Annotated in this window: 15 protein-coding genes; 10 read left to right on the forward strand and 5 right to left on the reverse strand. The window is 48.5% G+C overall.

Features of this window, described 5'->3' with window-relative positions; genetic code table 11:
- Positions 1 to 170: 170 nt before the first annotated feature.
- Positions 171 to 758, reverse strand: a complete 588-nt coding sequence (locus MOX91_RS08115; RefSeq protein WP_370397583.1) for a nucleoside 2-deoxyribosyltransferase — start codon at positions 756 to 758, stop codon at positions 171 to 173.
- Between the two features lie 51 nt (positions 759 to 809).
- On the opposite strand from MOX91_RS08115, the gene MOX91_RS08120 reads away from it, so the two are divergent.
- The 6 genes from MOX91_RS08120 to MOX91_RS08145 all read left to right on the forward strand — a co-directional run bounded on the left by MOX91_RS08120 (position 810) and on the right by MOX91_RS08145 (position 9,426).
- Positions 810 to 1,499: a hypothetical protein gene (locus tag MOX91_RS08120; RefSeq protein WP_370397584.1), complete on the forward strand. Its 690-nt coding sequence runs from the start codon at positions 810 to 812 to the stop codon at positions 1,497 to 1,499.
- 51 nt (positions 1,500 to 1,550) lie between these two features.
- Positions 1,551 to 3,479, forward strand: coding sequence for an ABC-F family ATP-binding cassette domain-containing protein (locus MOX91_RS08125; RefSeq protein ID WP_370397585.1), 1,929 nt, complete (start codon positions 1,551 to 1,553; stop codon positions 3,477 to 3,479).
- Between the two features lie 56 nt (positions 3,480 to 3,535).
- On the forward strand, positions 3,536 to 5,086 hold the full coding sequence (locus tag MOX91_RS08130; RefSeq protein WP_370397586.1) for an adenylosuccinate synthetase: 1,551 nt from the start codon (positions 3,536 to 3,538) through the stop codon (positions 5,084 to 5,086).
- Positions 5,087 to 5,102: 16 nt separating this feature from the next.
- On the forward strand, positions 5,103 to 5,780 hold the full coding sequence (locus MOX91_RS08135; RefSeq protein ID WP_370397587.1) for a UvrB/UvrC motif-containing protein: 678 nt from the start codon (positions 5,103 to 5,105) through the stop codon (positions 5,778 to 5,780).
- A 1-nt stretch (position 5,781) separates the two neighbouring features.
- The gene (locus tag MOX91_RS08140) at positions 5,782 to 6,849 is read left to right on the forward strand and encodes an ATP--guanido phosphotransferase (protein WP_370397588.1); all 1,068 of its coding nucleotides are present in this window, start codon (positions 5,782 to 5,784) and stop codon (positions 6,847 to 6,849) included.
- A 117-nt stretch (positions 6,850 to 6,966) separates the two neighbouring features.
- A complete protein-coding gene (locus tag MOX91_RS08145; protein WP_370397589.1) occupies positions 6,967 to 9,426 on the forward strand; it encodes an ATP-dependent Clp protease ATP-binding subunit in 2,460 nt (819 codons plus the stop codon).
- Between the two features lie 133 nt (positions 9,427 to 9,559).
- Here the strand turns inward: MOX91_RS08145 and MOX91_RS08150 are convergent, their stop codons facing one another.
- The 4 genes from MOX91_RS08150 to grpE form a co-directional block, all read right to left on the reverse strand.
- Entirely contained in the window at positions 9,560 to 9,802 is a 243-nt protein-coding gene (locus MOX91_RS08150) for a hypothetical protein (protein ID WP_370397590.1), read from the reverse strand.
- A gap of 100 nt (positions 9,803 to 9,902) precedes the next feature.
- On the reverse strand, positions 9,903 to 11,039 hold the full coding sequence (dnaX, locus tag MOX91_RS08155; protein ID WP_370397591.1) for a DNA polymerase III subunit gamma/tau: 1,137 nt from the start codon (positions 11,037 to 11,039) through the stop codon (positions 9,903 to 9,905).
- Positions 11,040 to 11,153: 114 nt separating this feature from the next.
- Complete coding sequence (dnaJ, locus tag MOX91_RS08160; RefSeq protein WP_370397592.1) at positions 11,154 to 12,326, reverse strand: molecular chaperone DnaJ; 1,173 nt, start codon at positions 12,324 to 12,326, stop codon at positions 11,154 to 11,156.
- Position 12,327: 1 nt separating this feature from the next.
- Positions 12,328 to 12,966: a nucleotide exchange factor GrpE gene (gene grpE, locus MOX91_RS08165; RefSeq protein WP_370397593.1), complete on the reverse strand. Its 639-nt coding sequence runs from the start codon at positions 12,964 to 12,966 to the stop codon at positions 12,328 to 12,330.
- Positions 12,967 to 13,063: 97 nt separating this feature from the next.
- Here grpE and serS point away from each other — a divergent pair, with 97 nt between their 5' ends.
- The 4 genes from serS (at position 13,064) to frr (ending at position 17,313) form a co-directional block, all read left to right on the forward strand.
- Positions 13,064 to 14,326, forward strand: coding sequence for a serine--tRNA ligase (gene serS, locus MOX91_RS08170; protein WP_370397594.1), 1,263 nt, complete (start codon positions 13,064 to 13,066; stop codon positions 14,324 to 14,326).
- A 59-nt stretch (positions 14,327 to 14,385) separates the two neighbouring features.
- Positions 14,386 to 15,900 (forward strand): proline--tRNA ligase, encoded by a 1,515-nt coding sequence (gene proS / locus MOX91_RS08175; protein WP_370397595.1) that lies wholly within the window; start codon positions 14,386 to 14,388, stop codon positions 15,898 to 15,900.
- Positions 15,901 to 16,010: 110 nt separating this feature from the next.
- Positions 16,011 to 16,721 (forward strand): UMP kinase, encoded by a 711-nt coding sequence (gene pyrH, locus MOX91_RS08180; RefSeq protein WP_370397596.1) that lies wholly within the window; start codon positions 16,011 to 16,013, stop codon positions 16,719 to 16,721.
- Between the two features lie 31 nt (positions 16,722 to 16,752).
- Positions 16,753 to 17,313: a ribosome recycling factor gene (gene frr, locus MOX91_RS08185; protein WP_370397597.1), complete on the forward strand. Its 561-nt coding sequence runs from the start codon at positions 16,753 to 16,755 to the stop codon at positions 17,311 to 17,313.
- Positions 17,314 to 17,324: the final 11 nt, after the last annotated feature.

Here is a 17,324-nt window from a genome sequence, read left to right on the forward strand (position 1 = left end):
AAAAAAGGCATGCAAATATTTATAAAATTTATTGCGCGCACCAAATTGGCGACTCTTCAAAAACCAATTCCAGCTGTTTTTTTGTGGCGGAATATGGCATTTAAATAGAAATTTCTCTTTGATTTTGCAGAATTGCTCCAAAATGCGTTCAAGGCGTTGAAAAGAGAATGCTATTTTACGAGTATTTTTATCCAGTCTTCGACAGATGGGCGCAAGTTTTTCGGCATAACGGGAAGGCTCTCAGTCAAAACATCGAGTTCAGATATTATCTTTTTCGCCATAAATTCGCAGTAGCCGTTTAAATCAAACTTTTCCCCGCTTAAAAAATCCTTGTATGTTTTTGCGGAGTCAATAAGAAGGGTTCTCGTGCGCGGATAGAATGAAGTCATCAAATTCCAAGGCTCGCCGCCGCCGTAAGTCTGGTCGCCCCCTCCCCTGAAATCGGTGCGAAGAAGAAGAGAGGGTTTGTCGGAAAATTTGGCGAACATAAACTCTACGACAGTGCCTGAATCAAGCTCGCTTCCGTCGTAATTGAAAACGCCCATATCGCATTCAAGCAGATTTTTCAAGTCGCTATCGCGAATGCTTTTCGGAGACGCCCTGCCCTGCTCCAAGTCTTGAGGAAGAACAATTTTATATCTCGACGCAAGACGCTCTATGGTTTCTGCCAATATTTTATTGCCGATTAAATCCTTTGAGTTAAAAAGCGCGCCCGCGAAGTAGATTTTTAAAGCTTTTTCTTCCATAATTGTTTTCATTATTAAAATACCTTGCAAAACTCACAAGAAAAATTGTAAAAAAAAATGACAATGGCGGCAAAGAGGAAATATGACGGAATCAAAGGCTTGGGATTTGTGATGGCTCTCGCCTCTTTTGCATGGGTGTTTTTTTATCTGACGCCCCCCGATTTTGACGTATCGTTTCCATCTTCGCTAACGCCCGCAGAACAGCGGTATTTGCTCTCGCTAAAAAAGAAACATTCGGGAGTAAGCCGAACTTTGACGGAAGCGGAAGCAAGAAGCGTGATAAAAAACGCATGCTCGTTCATCGAACGGGTAAACGGGACAAAAGAAATTTACGACACGCCCGCCGCCCGAGAGCTCCTTTTCGGAACGGCCTGCACCGAAAGCGGGCTGCGCCCCAGATTTCAAGACAAAAACGGAACGGCAATAGGGCTTTTTCAGGTTGAGTACGCCACTTTTATAGATCTCTGGAACAGGGCGATAAAAACCAATCATCCAAAACTTTACAAGGAAATTAAGAAAAACTACGCAGGCGAAGACAAACAAATTCGCTTTGAAGACTTGCAGTTAAGCGACGAGCTTTGCGCGATTTTTGCCAGAATGAAGTATGCCCAGGCAAAGTCTCACATTCCCCCCGCCGCAGACTTGGAAGAGCAAGCCAGATATTATAAAAAATACTACAACACCGAGCTTGGGAAAGCCTCGCACAAGTCCTATTTAAAACGCCGCGCCGAAGTTTTGGAAAGGGAAAAGTAAAAATTTGCTTGATAAAAACCCGCCGAAATCAAAAATCGCAAGCTTTTTTAAATGATAGAAATACGCAACATATCTTTGGCTTTCGGAGCGCGCAAGCTGTTCGACAACATTTCGGCAGTGATAAACAGAAATGATAAAATAGGCTTGGCGGGTTCAAACGGCGCGGGTAAATCCACACTCCTTAAAATACTGTCGGGGCTTGAAGACTGCGACGAAGGAACTGTGTCGCGCCCCAAATACGCCACTGTCGGCTACCTCGCCCAAGATATTTCTGATATTTCCGAAAAAACGCTTTTTGACGAGGCAAAATCGGCTTTTGAAAACATTGTAGAGCTTCAAGAACGCCTGAAAGACGCCGAAGACCGCCTCAAAATTCTCGACGAAAAATCGGGCGAATACTACCAGACGATAGAAGACATCGGCGATTTGGAACGCAAGCTCGAAGACCTCGACGCCTACCGTTTGCGCTCGAAAATAGAGACGGTTCTGCACGGTTTGGGCTTTTCCCCCGACGACATCGGGCGCAAATGCTCCGAATTTTCCGGCGGTTGGCGCATGCGGATTGCGCTTGCTAAACTGCTTTTGAAAGAGCCGTCGCTTCTGATGCTCGACGAGCCGACAAACCACCTCGACATAGAGTCTATAACCTGGCTTGAAGACTACTTGAAGTCGTACAAGGGCGCAGTGATAATCGTAAGCCACGACCGTTCCTTTTTGGACTTGCTTACGAAAAAGACCTTCCATTTGAGCGCGGGCAGGCTCGAAATCTACGCCGGCAACTATTCCTATTACGAAAAAGAATCTGTAATCCGCCGAAATCTGCTTGAAAAAATGGCGGCAAACCAGGCGAAAGAAATCGAAAAAACAGAAAAATTCATCGAAAGATTCAGGGCTAAAAACACAAAAGCAGCCCAAGTCCAAAGCAGGATAAAAGCTCTGGACAAAATCGAAAGAATAGAAATCGAAAAAACAGAAAGCGGCATTGAATTTAAATTCCCCGAACCCGCAAGGAGCGGCCAAGTTGTAATAAATGTCGAAAATCTCGAAAAAAGCTACGGGGATAAGCATGTCTTAAAAAATGTCAGCCTTAAAGTCGAGCGCGGGGAAAGAATTGCCATTGTCGGCGTAAACGGCGCGGGGAAAACCACGCTTGCAAAAATCATGGCAGGAACGCTCGGCTTCGACGCGGGGAAAGTAGAGCTTGGCTACAATGTGGAAATGTCGTATTTCGCCCAGCATCAGGCGGCGGAACTAAATCCGCAAAACACGGTTTTGGAAGAGGCGGAAAACGCCGCGCCGAAAGGCGAAAAATTCAAGGCCCGCGGGCTTCTCGGCTCTTTCCTTTTCAGCGGAGACGACGTGTTTAAGAAAGTCGCGGTGCTTTCCGGCGGCGAAAAGAACAGGCTTGCCCTCGCAAAAATGCTCCTGCGCTCGTTTAACTTTCTCATTTTGGACGAACCTACAAACCATCTCGACATCAATTCTAAAAAAGTCCTGCAAAAAGCCCTCGCAAACTATGCGGGCACTTTTGTGATAGTAAGCCACGACAGGGATTTTTTGGACCCCATCGTAACCAAAGTCGTCGAAATCGGAAAGCGCGGCGTAAGGACATTTGCGGGCAACATTTCAAATTACATCGAAAAAATACGCTTGGAAGGAGTCTTCGACGCCCCAAATTCGCAAAAAAAGCCGAATGAAAAAGCCATATCTTACAAAGAGCAAAAGGCGTTGAAATCCGCCAACAACCGCGAAATGGGCAAAATAAAGCGGCGCATAGAGGCAATCGAAAACGAAATTTCTTCAAGCGAAGACGAATGCTTGTCTTACGAAAACGAGATGTCCGCCCCCGATTTCTTCAAAGACGCCCAAAACAGCCAAAAAACCCTCGAACGCCACTCAATTTTAAAGAAGAACATTGAGCGGCTTTACGAAGAATGGCAGGAATTGTCGGACAAGCTCGAAGAATTGCAAAATAAGTAAAAGATGCTTGACCATTTTCGGCAAAAAGCCATCTTTAAAGGATTTAAAGGTTTATTATGGCATTGACAGATTTTAAAGGCAGACTGATTGCCGACATCGGCATTAGCATGGGAGACGAAGGCAAAGGCCGCCTGATTTACGAAGTTATAGACGAACTGAAAAACAAAACCAAGCGCGCCGACATCGCGGCTATTGTGATGAAAGTTAACGGAGGCGCAAATTCAGGCCATACGGCGGGCGGAGTAAAGCTTAATTTGCTGCCTGCCGGCGTCATAGAAAAAGACGTCGAAACCCTCGCGATAGGGGCGGGAGTTGTCGCAGATCCGCGCAAATTCCTCTGGGAAGGCGTCCCCCTCGAACAGAAGGGATATAAAATTTTTGACAGGCTTCTAATCGACGAACGCACTCTCCTAAGCGACGTCGGGCACAGGCTTCTCGACCTTGCGTGGGAAAACTACAGAGTGGAAGTTTTAAAGGAAGAGCCGCGCGGCTCGACAGGCAGGGGCATAACCCCGTCTTACATGGACGAAGTCGGGCAGTTCCAAATCTGGTATTGCGACTTTTTGGGGACAAAGGAAGCTTTCGCCGCAAAAATGCGCCCGCGCCTTGAACGCGCCTGCGACACTATAAAATACGTCTGCAAGACATCTCCCGAAAAGTGGGGCGAATTTTTCGACATACTGACAAACGCGGAGCTTCGCGCAAACGCGCAGACAATAGAAGAAGGAGTTTTCCCGAAAGAGGAATTCGACTTCCACAAATTTAACGGTAAAAACCCGTTTGAGCTAAACTTCGACTGCATTATAGACACCTATTGGCAGGCGGGGCAAAAGCTCGCAAAAAATATCGGCGATGTGCGCATGGCGTGCCTTGGCGCAATATCGCAAGGCAGATACATAGTCGGCGAATTCGGGCAAAGCTACTGGCTCGATAAACGCCACGGCTTCCCGCCGAACGTTACGGCAAGCCATACAAGCTCTCCCGAGTTTTTCCAAAGCGCGGGGCTTCCCGTACAGCCGCTCCACATTTTGGGCTGTTGCAAGGCGTACGACACGAAAGTCGGCACGCACGTTTTCCTAACGCAAATGAACGATGCCCATCCGCTCGCGGTAAAATTAAAGAAGCTTGAATTCGGCACAAGCACGGGTCGCCAAAGAATGGTCGGCTGGTTCGACGCCGTCGAAAAAGGCGACGCCCTCCGCTACGCGGGATACGACGACATCGTGATAAACAAGCTCGACGCCCTCTCCTACGAAGGCGACTGGCGCGAAGGCGGCGAACTCTTGGTCTGCACTTCCTATAAAGACGCAGACGGCAAAATATACAAGGGCGTTCCGCGCTCCGACTTAATCCGCAAAAACCTAAAACCCGTTTACGCCCAGCTTCCATGCTGGAAAGAAGACATTTCAAAAATCCGCTCTTTCGACAAACTGCCGACAGAAGCAAAACGCTATGTGGCATTCTGCTTAAAGAGCATTTTAGATGTCGCGGGAAGAGATTTCGGCTTAATGAAAACGCCGAATTTGCGATATATCGGTGTGGGCCCCATGCAATCTCAAATAATAAGGGATATCCCATCAACCGAAGACCTATTAAAGCTCGCCTGAAAACGGCACAAAAAATATGGAATATAAATGCGACATATGCGGAGCTCCCGCAACAGTGCACATCACTAAAATCGTGAACGGGCAGAAGATAAAAATGCACCTCTGCCAGGCGTGCGCGCAAAAAAATGCAAATTTATATTCGTCGGGCTTTCCCGCTGAAATATTTCCGCAGATAAAAAAATTGGAGGAAAAGATTTTGGACATGGCGTCCTCGCTTCCAAAACCGACAAAGGAAACAGAAATCTCCTGCCCCAAGTGCGGAACGACTTTTCAAGAATTTGAAAAGCGCGGCAGATTTTCATGTCCCGAATGCTACAAGGCTTTTGAAAAGCGTGTGCTGGAAATCATGGCGCAGCTGCACGGCGCGATAAAGCACGTAGGCAAGACGCCGAAATCGTTTTTAAAGCACAAGCAAAAGGAAGATTCAAACCAGACGGAGCTTCCGCTTGTAAATGCCGAAAGCGGGGAAAATTCCCCCTGCGAAGACGGTTTGGACTTTGAAAAATTCGCCTCGGAAACGCTCGCGGAAATTATAGCTTCAAAGGAAAGCCTCGAAAATCCTAAGCCAAAATCGGAGTCCAAGGAAGACTCGATAAACTCCCTTAAAAAGGAGCTTGACTGCGCCATAAAAGACGAACGCTATGAAGACGCCGCCAAAATACGGGACAAAATAAACGCCCTCGAAAAAAAATAACATGGAAAATTTAAACGATTGTTGCGCAAAAATAAAGCCATGCGGCGAAGCCATATTCATAAGCTCGCGCATACGCCTTGCGCGCAATCTTTCAGGAGAGATTTTTCAGACGGCGATTTCCGACAAAGGAAGAACTGAAATTTTTTACAGGTGCCAAAGCGCGATTTTAAAAATGCGCAAGTTCGCAAACGGCGCATACTGCAACCTCGAAGAAACACCGCCGCAAACAAGCCGCATTCTGCTTGAAAAAAACTTGATAAGCAGCGAGCTTGAACAGGGCAAAGGCTCGCGCGGGGTGTTCATTTCAAGCGACGCCGCGGCAAGCGTGATGGTAAACGAAGAGGATCATTTGAGAATTCAGGTAATCGAAGGCGGCTTGTGCCTGAAAGCCCTCTGGAAAAAAATAAACTCCATTGACGACTCAATAGAAAAATACCTGCCTTACGCCTTTTCAAGCCGATACGGCTATTTGACGGCATGCCCGACCAACACGGGAACGGGAATGAGGGCGTCTGTCATGATGCACCTCTTGGGGCTTGCGATGTCAGACGACATGGAAAAAATAACGCGCGGCTTAAACCAGCTCGGGATTGTCGCGCGCGGCTCAAACGGCGAAGGAAGCGACCCCGTCGGGGCGTTCTACCAAATTTCAAACCAGCAGACTCTCGGCTTTTCAGAACAAGACATAATCGAGCGCATCACAAACATCTGCGTAAAGCTTGCGGAATTTGAACAAAACGCGCGCCAAAAAATGTTGGAGGAAAATCCGGAAGCTCTGTTCGATAAAATTGCGCGCGCATGGGCGATTTTGGAAAGCGCAATAATGATTTCGACAAGCGAGGCAACGGAATGTTTGTCGGCACTTCGCCTCGCCTCCGACATGGGGTTTATGCCCGCAAAATCGAAAATACTGATTGACGAAACTCTTTTGAAAATCCGCCCCGCCCACCTTTCCGAAGGGAAAGAGCTTACGCCAAAAATGCGCGATATAAAAAGGGCGGCGGTTTTGAAGTCCGCAATTAAAAATCTTAAAAAGCCCGTTTTTGGCAGCCGCAAGAAACGCGCTTAACTTTGCAAAACAGAGTCCGATATTCCATATTTGAAAAACTCAATGTCGGGAGGGCGCAAAAATTGTTGAAACAGCTTTGTTTTTGCGCATCATTAAAAATTTTTAAGGAGAATTAAAATGCAGTTGACACCAAGAGCAAACCAGGCAATAACGCTTGCAAAAAAGGAGGCGTTAAAGCTTAAACACAACTACGTTGGGACGGAACACCTGTTGCTTGGCATCGTGAATTTGGGACAGGGCGTCGCGGTAAACGTCCTGCGCAAAATGGGCATAAATTTGGAAAACCTCAGCGCGGAAGTCGAAAAAAACATTGGCATTGGAGACTCAAATGCCACAATGCAAACACTCGAACTTTCCGAGGGAGTCAAAAAATCACTTTCATTTGCCGCGCAGGAAGCCACAAAACTGGGGCATAACTACATCGGGACAGAACACCTGCTTCTCGGTATCTTGTGCGATGAAAATTCGGCGGCTCAACAGGTCTTAAAGTCGATGGGAGTTGACATAAAAACCTGCAAGAATTTGATTTTGTCGGAACTTAACCCGAATTTCGTGGGCGATATTCCCCAAGAAGCAAACGAGCAGGGAGAGCCGCGCCAAAACCAGAGCGCGTTAAAGGCTTTCGGAAGAGACTTGACTGAAATAGCCCGCCAAGGAAAGCTCGACCCCGTAATAGGCAGGTCGAACGAAATCATGCGCGTCATACAAATTCTCTGCCGCCGCACAAAAAACAACCCCGTTCTAATCGGCGAAGCAGGCGTCGGCAAAACCGCCATAGTGGAAGGGCTTGCACAGGAGATAGCCGCAAACGCCGTCCCCGACATAATCGCAAACAAGCGGGTTATCGCGCTCGACATGGCACTAATGGTCGCGGGCACAAAATACAGGGGGCAGTTTGAGGAGCGCATCAAGGCTCTGATGGAAGAAATCGAAAAGGCAAAAGACGTAATTTTGTTTATCGACGAACTTCACACCATCGTCGGCGCGGGTTCCGCGGACGGCGCAATGGACGCTTCAAACATCTTTAAGCCCGCCCTCTCCCGCGGAGCATTGCAGTGCATAGGGGCAACCACGCTTGCCGAATACCGCAAGTTCATCGAAAAAGACAGTGCGCTTGACAGAAGATTTCAAAGCGTAAAAGTTGACGCGCCGTCAGTTGACGACACCATAAAGATTTTGCAGGGCATTCGCGCAAACTACGAAAAGCACCACCACTGCGTCTATACCGACGCCGCACTTGCCGCCGCCGTAAAGCTTTCGGAACGCTATATCACAAGCCGCTTTTTACCCGACAAGGCAATAGACGTCATTGACGAGGCAGGCTCGCGCGCGCGCATAAAAATGCTGAAACGCCCCGAAAACATCGAGGAAATCGAAAAGCGCATAAAAGACGCGGCATCTGAAAAGGAAAACGCCGTTCGCGAACAAAAATTCGAAGACGCCGCAAGATTTCGCGACATCGAAAAACAGCTTTCGCTCCAGCGCGACGACATACTGAGAAACTGGCGAAAATCAATGGAAGAAAAAATTTCCGAAGTCGGAGAAGACGATATTTTCGCAGTTGTCTCGTCGTGGACAGGCATTCCGCTTGCGAGAATGGAAGAAAGCGAAAGCAAAAAGCTTTTGAAACTCGAAGAAATTTTGCGCGAGCAAGTCGTAGGTCAAAACGAGGCGACAAGCGTAATCGCGCGGGCTTTAAGAAGGTCGAGAGCGGCATTGAAAGACCCGCGCAGACCTATTGGCTCGTTCCTGTTTCTCGGTCCAACAGGCGTAGGCAAAACCTACCTCGCAAAGACGCTCGCCCTTCAAATGTTCGGAGACGAAGACGCGCTCATTCAAATCGATATGTCAGAATACATGGAAAAGTTTTCAATTTCCCGCCTAATCGGCTCTCCCCCGGGATATGTCGGGCACGAAGACGGCGGGCAGCTCACCGAAAAAGTGCGCCGCAGACCGTACAGCGTGATTTTGTTCGATGAAATTGAAAAGGCGCATCCTGATGTCGCCCAGCTTCTTTTGCAAGTTTTGGAAGACGGACGCCTGACCGATAGCCTCGGGCGCACCGTGGATTTCAGAAACACAATCATAATTCTCACAAGCAACGTCGGCGCGCACATACTGCAAAAAAAGCAGTCTCTCGGTTTCGGCGCGGAAACAGACGCAGAAGCAGACTACGAGAAAACGAAGGAAAAAGTTTTGGACGAAATGAAAAAAGTGTTTCGCCCCGAATTTTTAAACCGCATAAACGACATCGTTTTATTCCGCTCTCTCTCGCGCCAAGACATGGGCAAAATCGTTGACATAGAGCTTGCCAAAATCGAAAAAAGGCTCGACGAGCAGAAGTTGAAAATCAAGCTTGACGACAGTGCGAAGGAATTTTTGGTCGAAAAGGGATGGGACGAAAAATATGGCGCAAGACCTTTAAAGCGCGCGCTCGAACGCGAGCTTGAAGACCCGATGGCGGAAGAGCTTTTGAAAGGAAAAATTCAAAAGGACGGCGGTCTCGTAAAGGTTTCAGAAAAAGATGGAAAACTCGTTTTCAGCCAGCGTAAACACCTCTCAAAAACATCTTCCTAAAAATTTAAAGCCTCCTTTTCGGGAGGCTTTTTTATTATTGCGTATTTTTTTTAACACTTATCATTAAAAAAACTTTCTAAAATCAAGCGATGATTTTGCCATGGCAGGTGTTAAAAAAATCGGCTTAAAAATGTCAATCATCGTTTAAGTCTTCATCGGAATCATCCATGTCAACTTGGGAAGATTCGCTTTCATCTTCGGAAGAAACGTATTCGACATTTTCCTCTTCCTTAAACGCCCCGCGCAAAAGGGCAGTTATGGACGCGTTGAACTGACCTTTCAACAAATCTATGATTTCAGGCGAAATTTGGCGCATTGCGTTCGCAAATTCCAAAGTTGTATCGTCAAAAACACGCACTTCGGACCGGGCAGGCAAGCTTTCCGCCTGCGGCTCTTTTTTTGCGATTTTTTTGCGGACAATGGGCGAGTATGCCGCGGCGAACTCGCGCTCTTCGGCAAAAACCTTGTTTAGCAGTTCAGCTATTTTTTTTTTGCACCTCGCGGGGCGCGCCCGAAAGCTTTTCGAGTTCTTTAATCAAAGTGTTTAACGCCCTCGTTCTGCTCTGCTCCACTGCTTTCAAGAGCGCGACCTCGAAATTCGCCCTTTCTGAAAGACCGTTTTTCAAGGATTTTTCAGAGCCTTGCAAGACGTCGAGCATACGCATAATCTGTTCGGTGCTCAGCTGTTTCGAGCCAAAATCGCGCCAGCCTGTTTTGAAAGATTCAAGCATTGCCTCGCGCAGATAAATCTGCAAGTCGCACAAAGCCCTGTAAAGGTCGCACCCGTCGGCAATCAAAGAATTTACCGAATTTACGACTTCGGCGTAATTGCCTTCCGCCATAAAGTTTACCAAACTTTCAATGCGGGCGGAAGAGGCAAGACCGTAAACCGACACAACATCTTCGACGCCGATTTTCTTGCCGCAGAAAGAAATCATTTGGTCGAGAATGCTCTGGGCGTCGCGCATACCGCCGTTTGCAAGGCGCGCAACTGCTTTCAAGGCGTCTTCGGAAGCGTCAATACCCTCCTGCTTTGATATGTACGCAAGATGGGCGGCGATTTTGTCTTCGGGAATGGGTCTGAACTCAAAACGCTGGCATCTTGAAGTTATCGTGCCCAAAACCTTGTGGGCTTCGGTAGTCGCAAAAATGAATTTGACGTGCGCGGGCGGCTCTTCGAGTGTTTTCAAAAGGGCGTTAAAGGCGTCGGAAGTAAGCGAATGCACTTCGTCGATAATGTAAATTTTATACGAGCATACGGTCGGAGAGTATTTGCAGTCGTCACGCAGCTTGCGTATTTCCTCAATGGAGCGGTTGGACGCGCCGTCGATTTCAACGACATCCATGCAGGAACCTTCCATTATGGATTTTGCGATTGGGTTGTCGTTATCGGGATGCACGTTCGGACCGCCGTCCGCATTGAGGGCCTTTGCAAAAATTCTCGCGACAGTCGTCTTGCCCGTGCCTCTCGGACCGACAAACAAATAGGCGTGCCCTATCCTGCCCGATTCTATGGCATTTTTAAGCGTGCGCACGATATGTTCCTGCCCGACCAATTCATCGAACTGGCGCGGGCGGTACCGCCTTGCTATAACTTGATAACTTTCTGCCATAAAATTAAAATACAAAATTAGCCCGCCTCGCAAATTTTACAAGCTTTTTTTAGGAGTTAAACGCGCAAAAAAAACGGCGGAGCATCGCGCCCCGCCGAAATGGATTTTGAAATTTTACGAGAAGAATTTCTTTGCCCTCGAAAAGAACGACGGCTCTTTATTGGCGTCGTCTCCGCACGCCTTCGCAAAATCTTCGAGCTTCGATTTCTGTTCGGAAGTCATGTTTTTGGGTACTTCAACATGGACTTTCACATATTCATCGCCGTTGCCGCCGCCGCGCAGTTTGGGCATTCCGTGCCCCTTCAAGCGGAACACAGTCCCTGTCTGCGTGCCCGCGGGAATTTTCAGCGAAACTTTGCCTGTCAAGGTCTTAACTTCCACGCTTCCGCCCAATGCCGCAAGCGTAAACTTAATCGGCATGTCAAAGCGCAAGTCGTCGCCGTCGCGCTCAAATACGTCGTTTTCCAAAACTTCTATCACGACATACAAGTCGCCCGCCTCGCCGCCGTTTTCGCCCGCGTTTCCCGCGCCCGATTTGCGAAGCCGCGAACCCGTGTAAACGCCTGCGGGGATTTTTATCACAGTCTCAGCCTTTTCTTTCACAAGCCCCGTTCCGCCGCAAGTCTGGCACGGCTTTTCAATTACATAGCCCTTGCCGCCGCACTTGGGGCAAGTCTGCGAAAAGCGCATAAAGCCCGAAGAAGTCATTACATGCCCGCTGCCTTTGCAGGTCGGACAGGTTTTCTTTGAAGATTTGTCGGTAGTGCCAAATCCGCCGCAGGTTTTGCAAACCGCAAGGCGCGAATAGCGTATGGTCTTTTCAACCCCCCTTGCCGCTTCTTCCAAAGTTATCGAAAGCTCCATTCTTAAATCGGAGCCGCGCTGAGGCTCGTTGGGGTCGGAATGCTCCTCGTAAGAGCCGCCGCCCATGCCGCCGAAGAACGATTCAAAACCGCCCATGCCGCCGCCCATGCTTCCGAAAAATTCCCTGAAAACATCAGAGGCGTCCCTAAAACCGCCCATGCCGCCGCCTGCCGCTCCAGAAGGTCCGCCCATGCCGCCCGCCTGAAAAGCCGCATGTCCGTACCTGTCGTAGGCGGCGCGCTTTTCTTCGTCGGAAAGCACCTGATAGGCGTCGGATATTTGCTTGAACTTTTCTTCCGCCTCCTTGTTGCCGGGGTTTTTGTCGGGATGGTATTTTATGGCGAGCTTGCGGTACGCCTTTTTAATTTCCTGCAAAGAGGCGTCTTTTGAAACGCCCAACATCTGGTAATAGTCTTCGGGCATATTATTCCTTGTCTGCTCCACTTGAAACGACCACGCTTGCGGGGCGAATCAAACGCCCGTTCAGCTTGTAGCCCGTGCGCATTATCGACGACACCTTGTTTTCGGGATAGTCGCTGCTCGGAGAGTGCGCCACGCATTCGTGAAAGTTCGGGTCGAAATCTTCGCCGAGCGGGCGGATTTCCTCAATTCCGAAATTATTGAACACTTTTTTGATTTGCCCAAGCACCATTTCAATGCCCGCAATCATATCCTTGAAATCTTCGTTTTTGCGGGCGTGCTCTATGGCAAGCTCGAGATTGTCAACCGAAGTCAAAAGCTCTTCCACAAAGGGCTGTATCGCAAACTTGCGGATTTCTTCCATGTCGCGCAAAACCCTGCGGCGGTAAGTGTCGAGATTGGCGACGGAGCGCAAGTAATTGTCGTAATTTTTTGCGGATTCCGCCTTAGCCTTTTCAAGTTCGGCTTTTAGTTCTTCGATTTCTGAAATATCCTTTTTGCATTCGCACTCGCCATCTGAATGGCAGGCGCATTCCGATTTTTCGGAATGTTCTGATTTGTGGCAAGCGCAACCGCACTGCTTTTCTTCTTGTTCAGCAGGATTATTTTGGTTGTTTTCCATGTTTTCTGTTTTATTAGCCATAAATTTATAAAATCGAAAAAAAGTTGTCTAATTTAAATGGAAAAAAGTCAAATATCTTTGTTGAAAAATCAAAAAAAAGTGCCATTTTAATACTTTTATGATAGACATTAAACTGTTAAGAGAAAATCCGGAAAGGCTGAAAAAAGCCATATCACTGAAAAAATTTGACTGCGATTTGGACGCTATTTTGGACTTTGACGCCAAGAGGCGCTCAATAGTAAGCGCGGCCGAAGAAGCGCGCGCGGCTCAAAACGCCGCGAATTTGGAAATGTCAAAACTGCCCAAGGGAAGCGATGAATTCAAGGCGAAAATCGCCGAGCTTAAAGAAGTGTCGGCAAAGGTAAAATCGCTCGAAAAAGAAGCGGACGAAGCAGACAAGAAATGGAACTCGATGCTTCTTACAATCCCCAATATGCCCGACCCCTCCGTGCCTGTGGGCAAAAACGAAGCAGACAACGTGACCGTTTCAACATGGGGCGACGTAAATTCAATAAAAAACGCAAAACCGCACTGGGATTTGCCCTTCTTTGAAAAGATGCTCGACTTTCAGCGCGGCGTAAAAGTCACGGGAGCGGGATTTCCGTTCTATGTCGGCGACATGGCGCGCCTCGTGCGCGCGCTTTTGGCGTTCTTCCTCGACGAAGCAAAGAAAAACGGCTATGAGGAAATGATGTGCCCGATTATGGTAAACGCGGCAAGCGCAACGGCAACAGGTCAGCTCCCCGACAAGGAAGGGCAAATGTACCACGACGCGCAGGACGATTTCTACATGATACCGACTGCCGAAGTCCCGCTTACAAATTTCTTCCGCAACGAAACGTTCGACGAAAAGGATTTGCCGATTTACCGCTGTGGCTACACCCCGTGCTTCCGCAGAGAAGCGGGTTCTTGGGGTAAAGACGTCAGAGGGCTCAACCGCCTGCACCAGTTCGACAAAGTAGAGCTTGTCAAGTGGGTTCACCCCGACACCTCGATGGACGAACTCGAAAAGCTCCGCCTCGACGCCGAAAGGATTTTGCAAAAACTTGAACTGCCCTACCGCGTTTTGATGATTTGCACGGGCGACATAGGTTTCCCGCACGCAAAGCAGTTCGACCTCGAAGTCTGGGCGGCAGGTCAGCAAAAATGGCTCGAAGTTTCAAGCTGCTCGTGCTTTACGGATTTCCAAGCTCGTAGGGCGGGCATACGCTTCCGCCCCGCAAACGGCGGCAAGTCGCAGTTCGTACACACTTTGAACGGTTCGGGCTTGGCAATTCCGCGCGTGCTTGCGGCAATTCTTGAAAACAACATAACCGATGACGGAAAAATCCGCGTGCCGCAGGTCCTGCGCAAATGGATTGACGAAGAATTTATCGGCTAATCTTAAAACGCCCCGAAAATTCCATTCGGGGCAAAATATTAAATTCCAAAAAATTTTTTATGGCAAAAGAAGCAAAGACAGCAATAACGCCGACAAGGGCGCAGGACTATCCCGAATGGTACCAGCAAGTCATAAAAGCCGCCGAGCTTGCTGAAAACAGCCCCGTGCGCGGCTGCATGGTAATAAAGCCGTGGGGATACTCCCTATGGGAAAACATGCAGGGCGTCCTCGACAAAATGTTTAAGGACACAGGGCATAGAAACGCCTACTTCCCGCTCTTTATTCCTGTCAGCTATCTGGAAAAAGAAGCAGAGCATGTTGAAGGCTTTGCGAAAGAATGCGCGGTTGTAACGCACTCGCGCTTGGAGCTTAAAGACGGAAAATTAGTCCCCTCTTCCCCTCTCGAAGAGCCTTTGATTGTCCGCCCCACTTCCGAAACCATCATCGGAGAAATGTATTCAAGATGGGTTCAAAGCTACCGCGATTTGCCTATTCTCGTAAACCAGTGGGCGAACGTAGTCCGCTGGGAAATGCGCACACGCCTCTTTTTGCGCACCGCTGAATTTTTGTGGCAGGAAGGGCATACCGCGCATGCCACAAAAGAAGAGGCAATCAAAGAAACAAACAAGATGCTTCGCGTTTACGAAGACTTCGCCCAAAACTACATGGCTATGCCTGTCATTTGCGGGCAAAAGACAGAAGGTGAAAAATTCCCGGGAGCAGTAACAACCTACTGCATAGAAGCAATGATGCAGGATAGAAAAGCGTTGCAGGCGGGCACTTCGCACTTTTTGGGGCAGAATTTCGCAAAGGCAAGCAATATCCGCTATCTTTCGGAAAACGGCTCGCAGGAATACGCATGGACAACGAGCTGGGGCGTTTCAACGCGTCTCATCGGCGGGCTTGTAATGACGCACTCCGACGACAACGGCTTGGTTCTCCCCCCGCGCATTGCCCCGACGCACATCGCAATTTTGCCGATTATAAGAGACGAGGCAAGCGCGGCGGAAGTAATGCAGTACTGCAAAAATCTGCAAAGCGAGCTTTCAAGCATATGCTATGACGGCAAGCCCTTGCGCGTCGAACTTGACGCCCGCGACATCCGCGGCGGCGAAAAGGCGTGGGGCTGGGTCAAAAAAGGCGTTCCAATCCGCTTGGAAATAGGACCGAGAGACATCGCAAACAACTCCCTCTTCATGGCGCGGCGCGACGACGGCTCGAAACAGGCGATTTCCCGCGCGGAATTTGTCGCGAAAGTTCCCGAAATTTTAACGCAAATACAAAACAATCTGTTTGCAAAAGCGTTGAAATACCGCCAAGACAACACCGTAAAAATAGATACGAAAAAAGATTTCTACGACTTCTTCACGCCGCAAAACGAAAAGAAGCCCGAAATCCACGGCGGTTTTGCGATGGCGCATTTCGACGGAAGCGCGGAAGTGGAAGACATGTTGCGCCAAGACCTCAAAGTCACTGTGCGTTGCATTCCGCTTGAAGGCGACGGCGAAGAAGGTATTTGCCCGTTCAGCGGCAGACCTTCAAAACAGAGGGTTGTTTTCGCAAAATCGTACTAAGCGCAATTTTGAAAGCTTCAAGTCCGCCCGCAAAACAGCGGCAAGCGGATTTGAAGTTGCAAAATTTTTCCCAAAGAACAATACTTTACCAAAATCGCAAAAATTTTCTTATGACTCCGAAATACAAACGCATAGTGTTAAAGATTAGCGGCGAAGCCCTTAAAGGAAACGGCGAAGACCCGCACTCCCCCGAAATTTTAAAAGACCTCGCACGCCAGCTCAAAGAGATACACGAAATCGGCGTGCAAATCTGCCTTGTCGTCGGCGGCGGCAACATATTCCGAGGGCTGAAAGGAATAGACAAAGGCGTTGACAGAACTACGGGCGACTACATGGGAATGCTCGCAACGGTCATCAACGGGCTTGCAATCATGAACGCCCTTGAAGCGGAAGGCGTGCAAGTCCGCGTTCAAACCGCAATCCCGATGGAAAAAGTCGCAGAACCTTTCATAGTGAGAAAGGCAATCAGGCACCTTGAAAAAGGCAGAATCGTGATATTTGTAGCAGGCACGGGCAATCCCTATTTTTCAACCGACACGACCGCGTCGCTAAGAGCTTCCGAAGTTCAGGCGGACTGCATTTTAAAAGCCACAAAGGTTGACGGAATTTATGATAAAGACCCGATGAAATTTGCCGATGCAGTAAAGTTTGACAGCATTTCATATATTGATGCACTCGAAAAACGCCTCGCAGTAATGGATTCCACTGCATTTTCAATGTGCATGGACAACAAAATACCAATCGTTGTATTTGACATGAATAAGCCTGGCAACATTCTCCGCGCCGTAAAAGGCGAAAAAATCGGCACGACCGTATCTTAAAAATTTCAAAAAACACAAAAAAAGGATTAAAATGGACATCAACGCAGAAATCAAAAAAACAGCGGAAGCGATGGCAAAGGCTCTCGACTTCGTTTTGCGCGACTTTGAAACAATCCACACCGGCAAGGCGTCGCCAAGCATGGTTGAAGGTGTCATGGTTGACGTTTACGGCAGTTCAATGAGAATGAAGGACGTTGCGGCAATCACCACTCCCGACTCAAACCTAATCCGCATTCAGCCATGGGACAGAGGCATTTTAAAAGAAATCGAAAAGGCGATTTTGGCGGCTAATATCGGCATTACCCCCGCAGTGATGGGCGAAGCCGTCCGCTGCCCCATTCCCGCCCTTTCAGGCGAACGCCGCGCCGAACTTGCAAAAGTCTGCCGCGACATGGCAGAACAAGGCAGAGTGCGCATCCGCAACATCCGCAGAGACGCAATGGACGCCCTTAAAAAAGCGCAAAAAGACTCCGCCATCACAGAAGACGAAGAAAAGCGCGCAGAAAAGGAAATCCAAAACTTGACAGATAAAAAGATTGATGAAATCAACAAAGCAGTCGAAGCCAAGGAAGCGGATTTAAAAAGGGTATAATAAATAAATTT

The sequence above is a fragment of the Intestinicryptomonas porci genome (genome assembly GCF_033971905.1).
GTDB classification, from domain to species: domain Bacteria; phylum Verrucomicrobiota; class Verrucomicrobiia; order Opitutales; family Intestinicryptomonadaceae; genus Intestinicryptomonas; species Intestinicryptomonas porci.

Coding starts and splice junctions, on each gene's coding strand:
- dnaX (WP_370397591.1), bottom strand. CDS start 11,039: ATGGCAGAAAGTTATCAAGTTATAGCAAGGCGGTACCGCCCGCGCCAG.
- dnaJ (WP_370397592.1), bottom strand. CDS start 12,326: ATGCCCGAAGACTATTACCAGATGTTGGGCGTTTCAAAAGACGCCTCT.
- frr (WP_370397597.1), top strand. CDS start 16,753: ATGGACATCAACGCAGAAATCAAAAAAACAGCGGAAGCGATGGCAAAG.
- MOX91_RS08135 (WP_370397587.1), top strand. CDS start 5,103: ATGGAATATAAATGCGACATATGCGGAGCTCCCGCAACAGTGCACATC.
- pyrH (WP_370397596.1), top strand. CDS start 16,011: ATGACTCCGAAATACAAACGCATAGTGTTAAAGATTAGCGGCGAAGCC.
- MOX91_RS08115 (WP_370397583.1), bottom strand. CDS start 758: ATGAAAACAATTATGGAAGAAAAAGCTTTAAAAATCTACTTCGCGGGC.
- MOX91_RS08140 (WP_370397588.1), top strand. CDS start 5,782: ATGGAAAATTTAAACGATTGTTGCGCAAAAATAAAGCCATGCGGCGAA.
- proS (WP_370397595.1), top strand. CDS start 14,386: ATGGCAAAAGAAGCAAAGACAGCAATAACGCCGACAAGGGCGCAGGAC.
- grpE (WP_370397593.1), bottom strand. CDS start 12,966: ATGGCTAATAAAACAGAAAACATGGAAAACAACCAAAATAATCCTGCT.
- MOX91_RS08120 (WP_370397584.1), top strand. CDS start 810: ATGGCGGCAAAGAGGAAATATGACGGAATCAAAGGCTTGGGATTTGTG.
- MOX91_RS08130 (WP_370397586.1), top strand. CDS start 3,536: ATGGCATTGACAGATTTTAAAGGCAGACTGATTGCCGACATCGGCATT.
- MOX91_RS08145 (WP_370397589.1), top strand. CDS start 6,967: ATGCAGTTGACACCAAGAGCAAACCAGGCAATAACGCTTGCAAAAAAG.
- serS (WP_370397594.1), top strand. CDS start 13,064: ATGATAGACATTAAACTGTTAAGAGAAAATCCGGAAAGGCTGAAAAAA.
- MOX91_RS08125 (WP_370397585.1), top strand. CDS start 1,551: ATGATAGAAATACGCAACATATCTTTGGCTTTCGGAGCGCGCAAGCTG.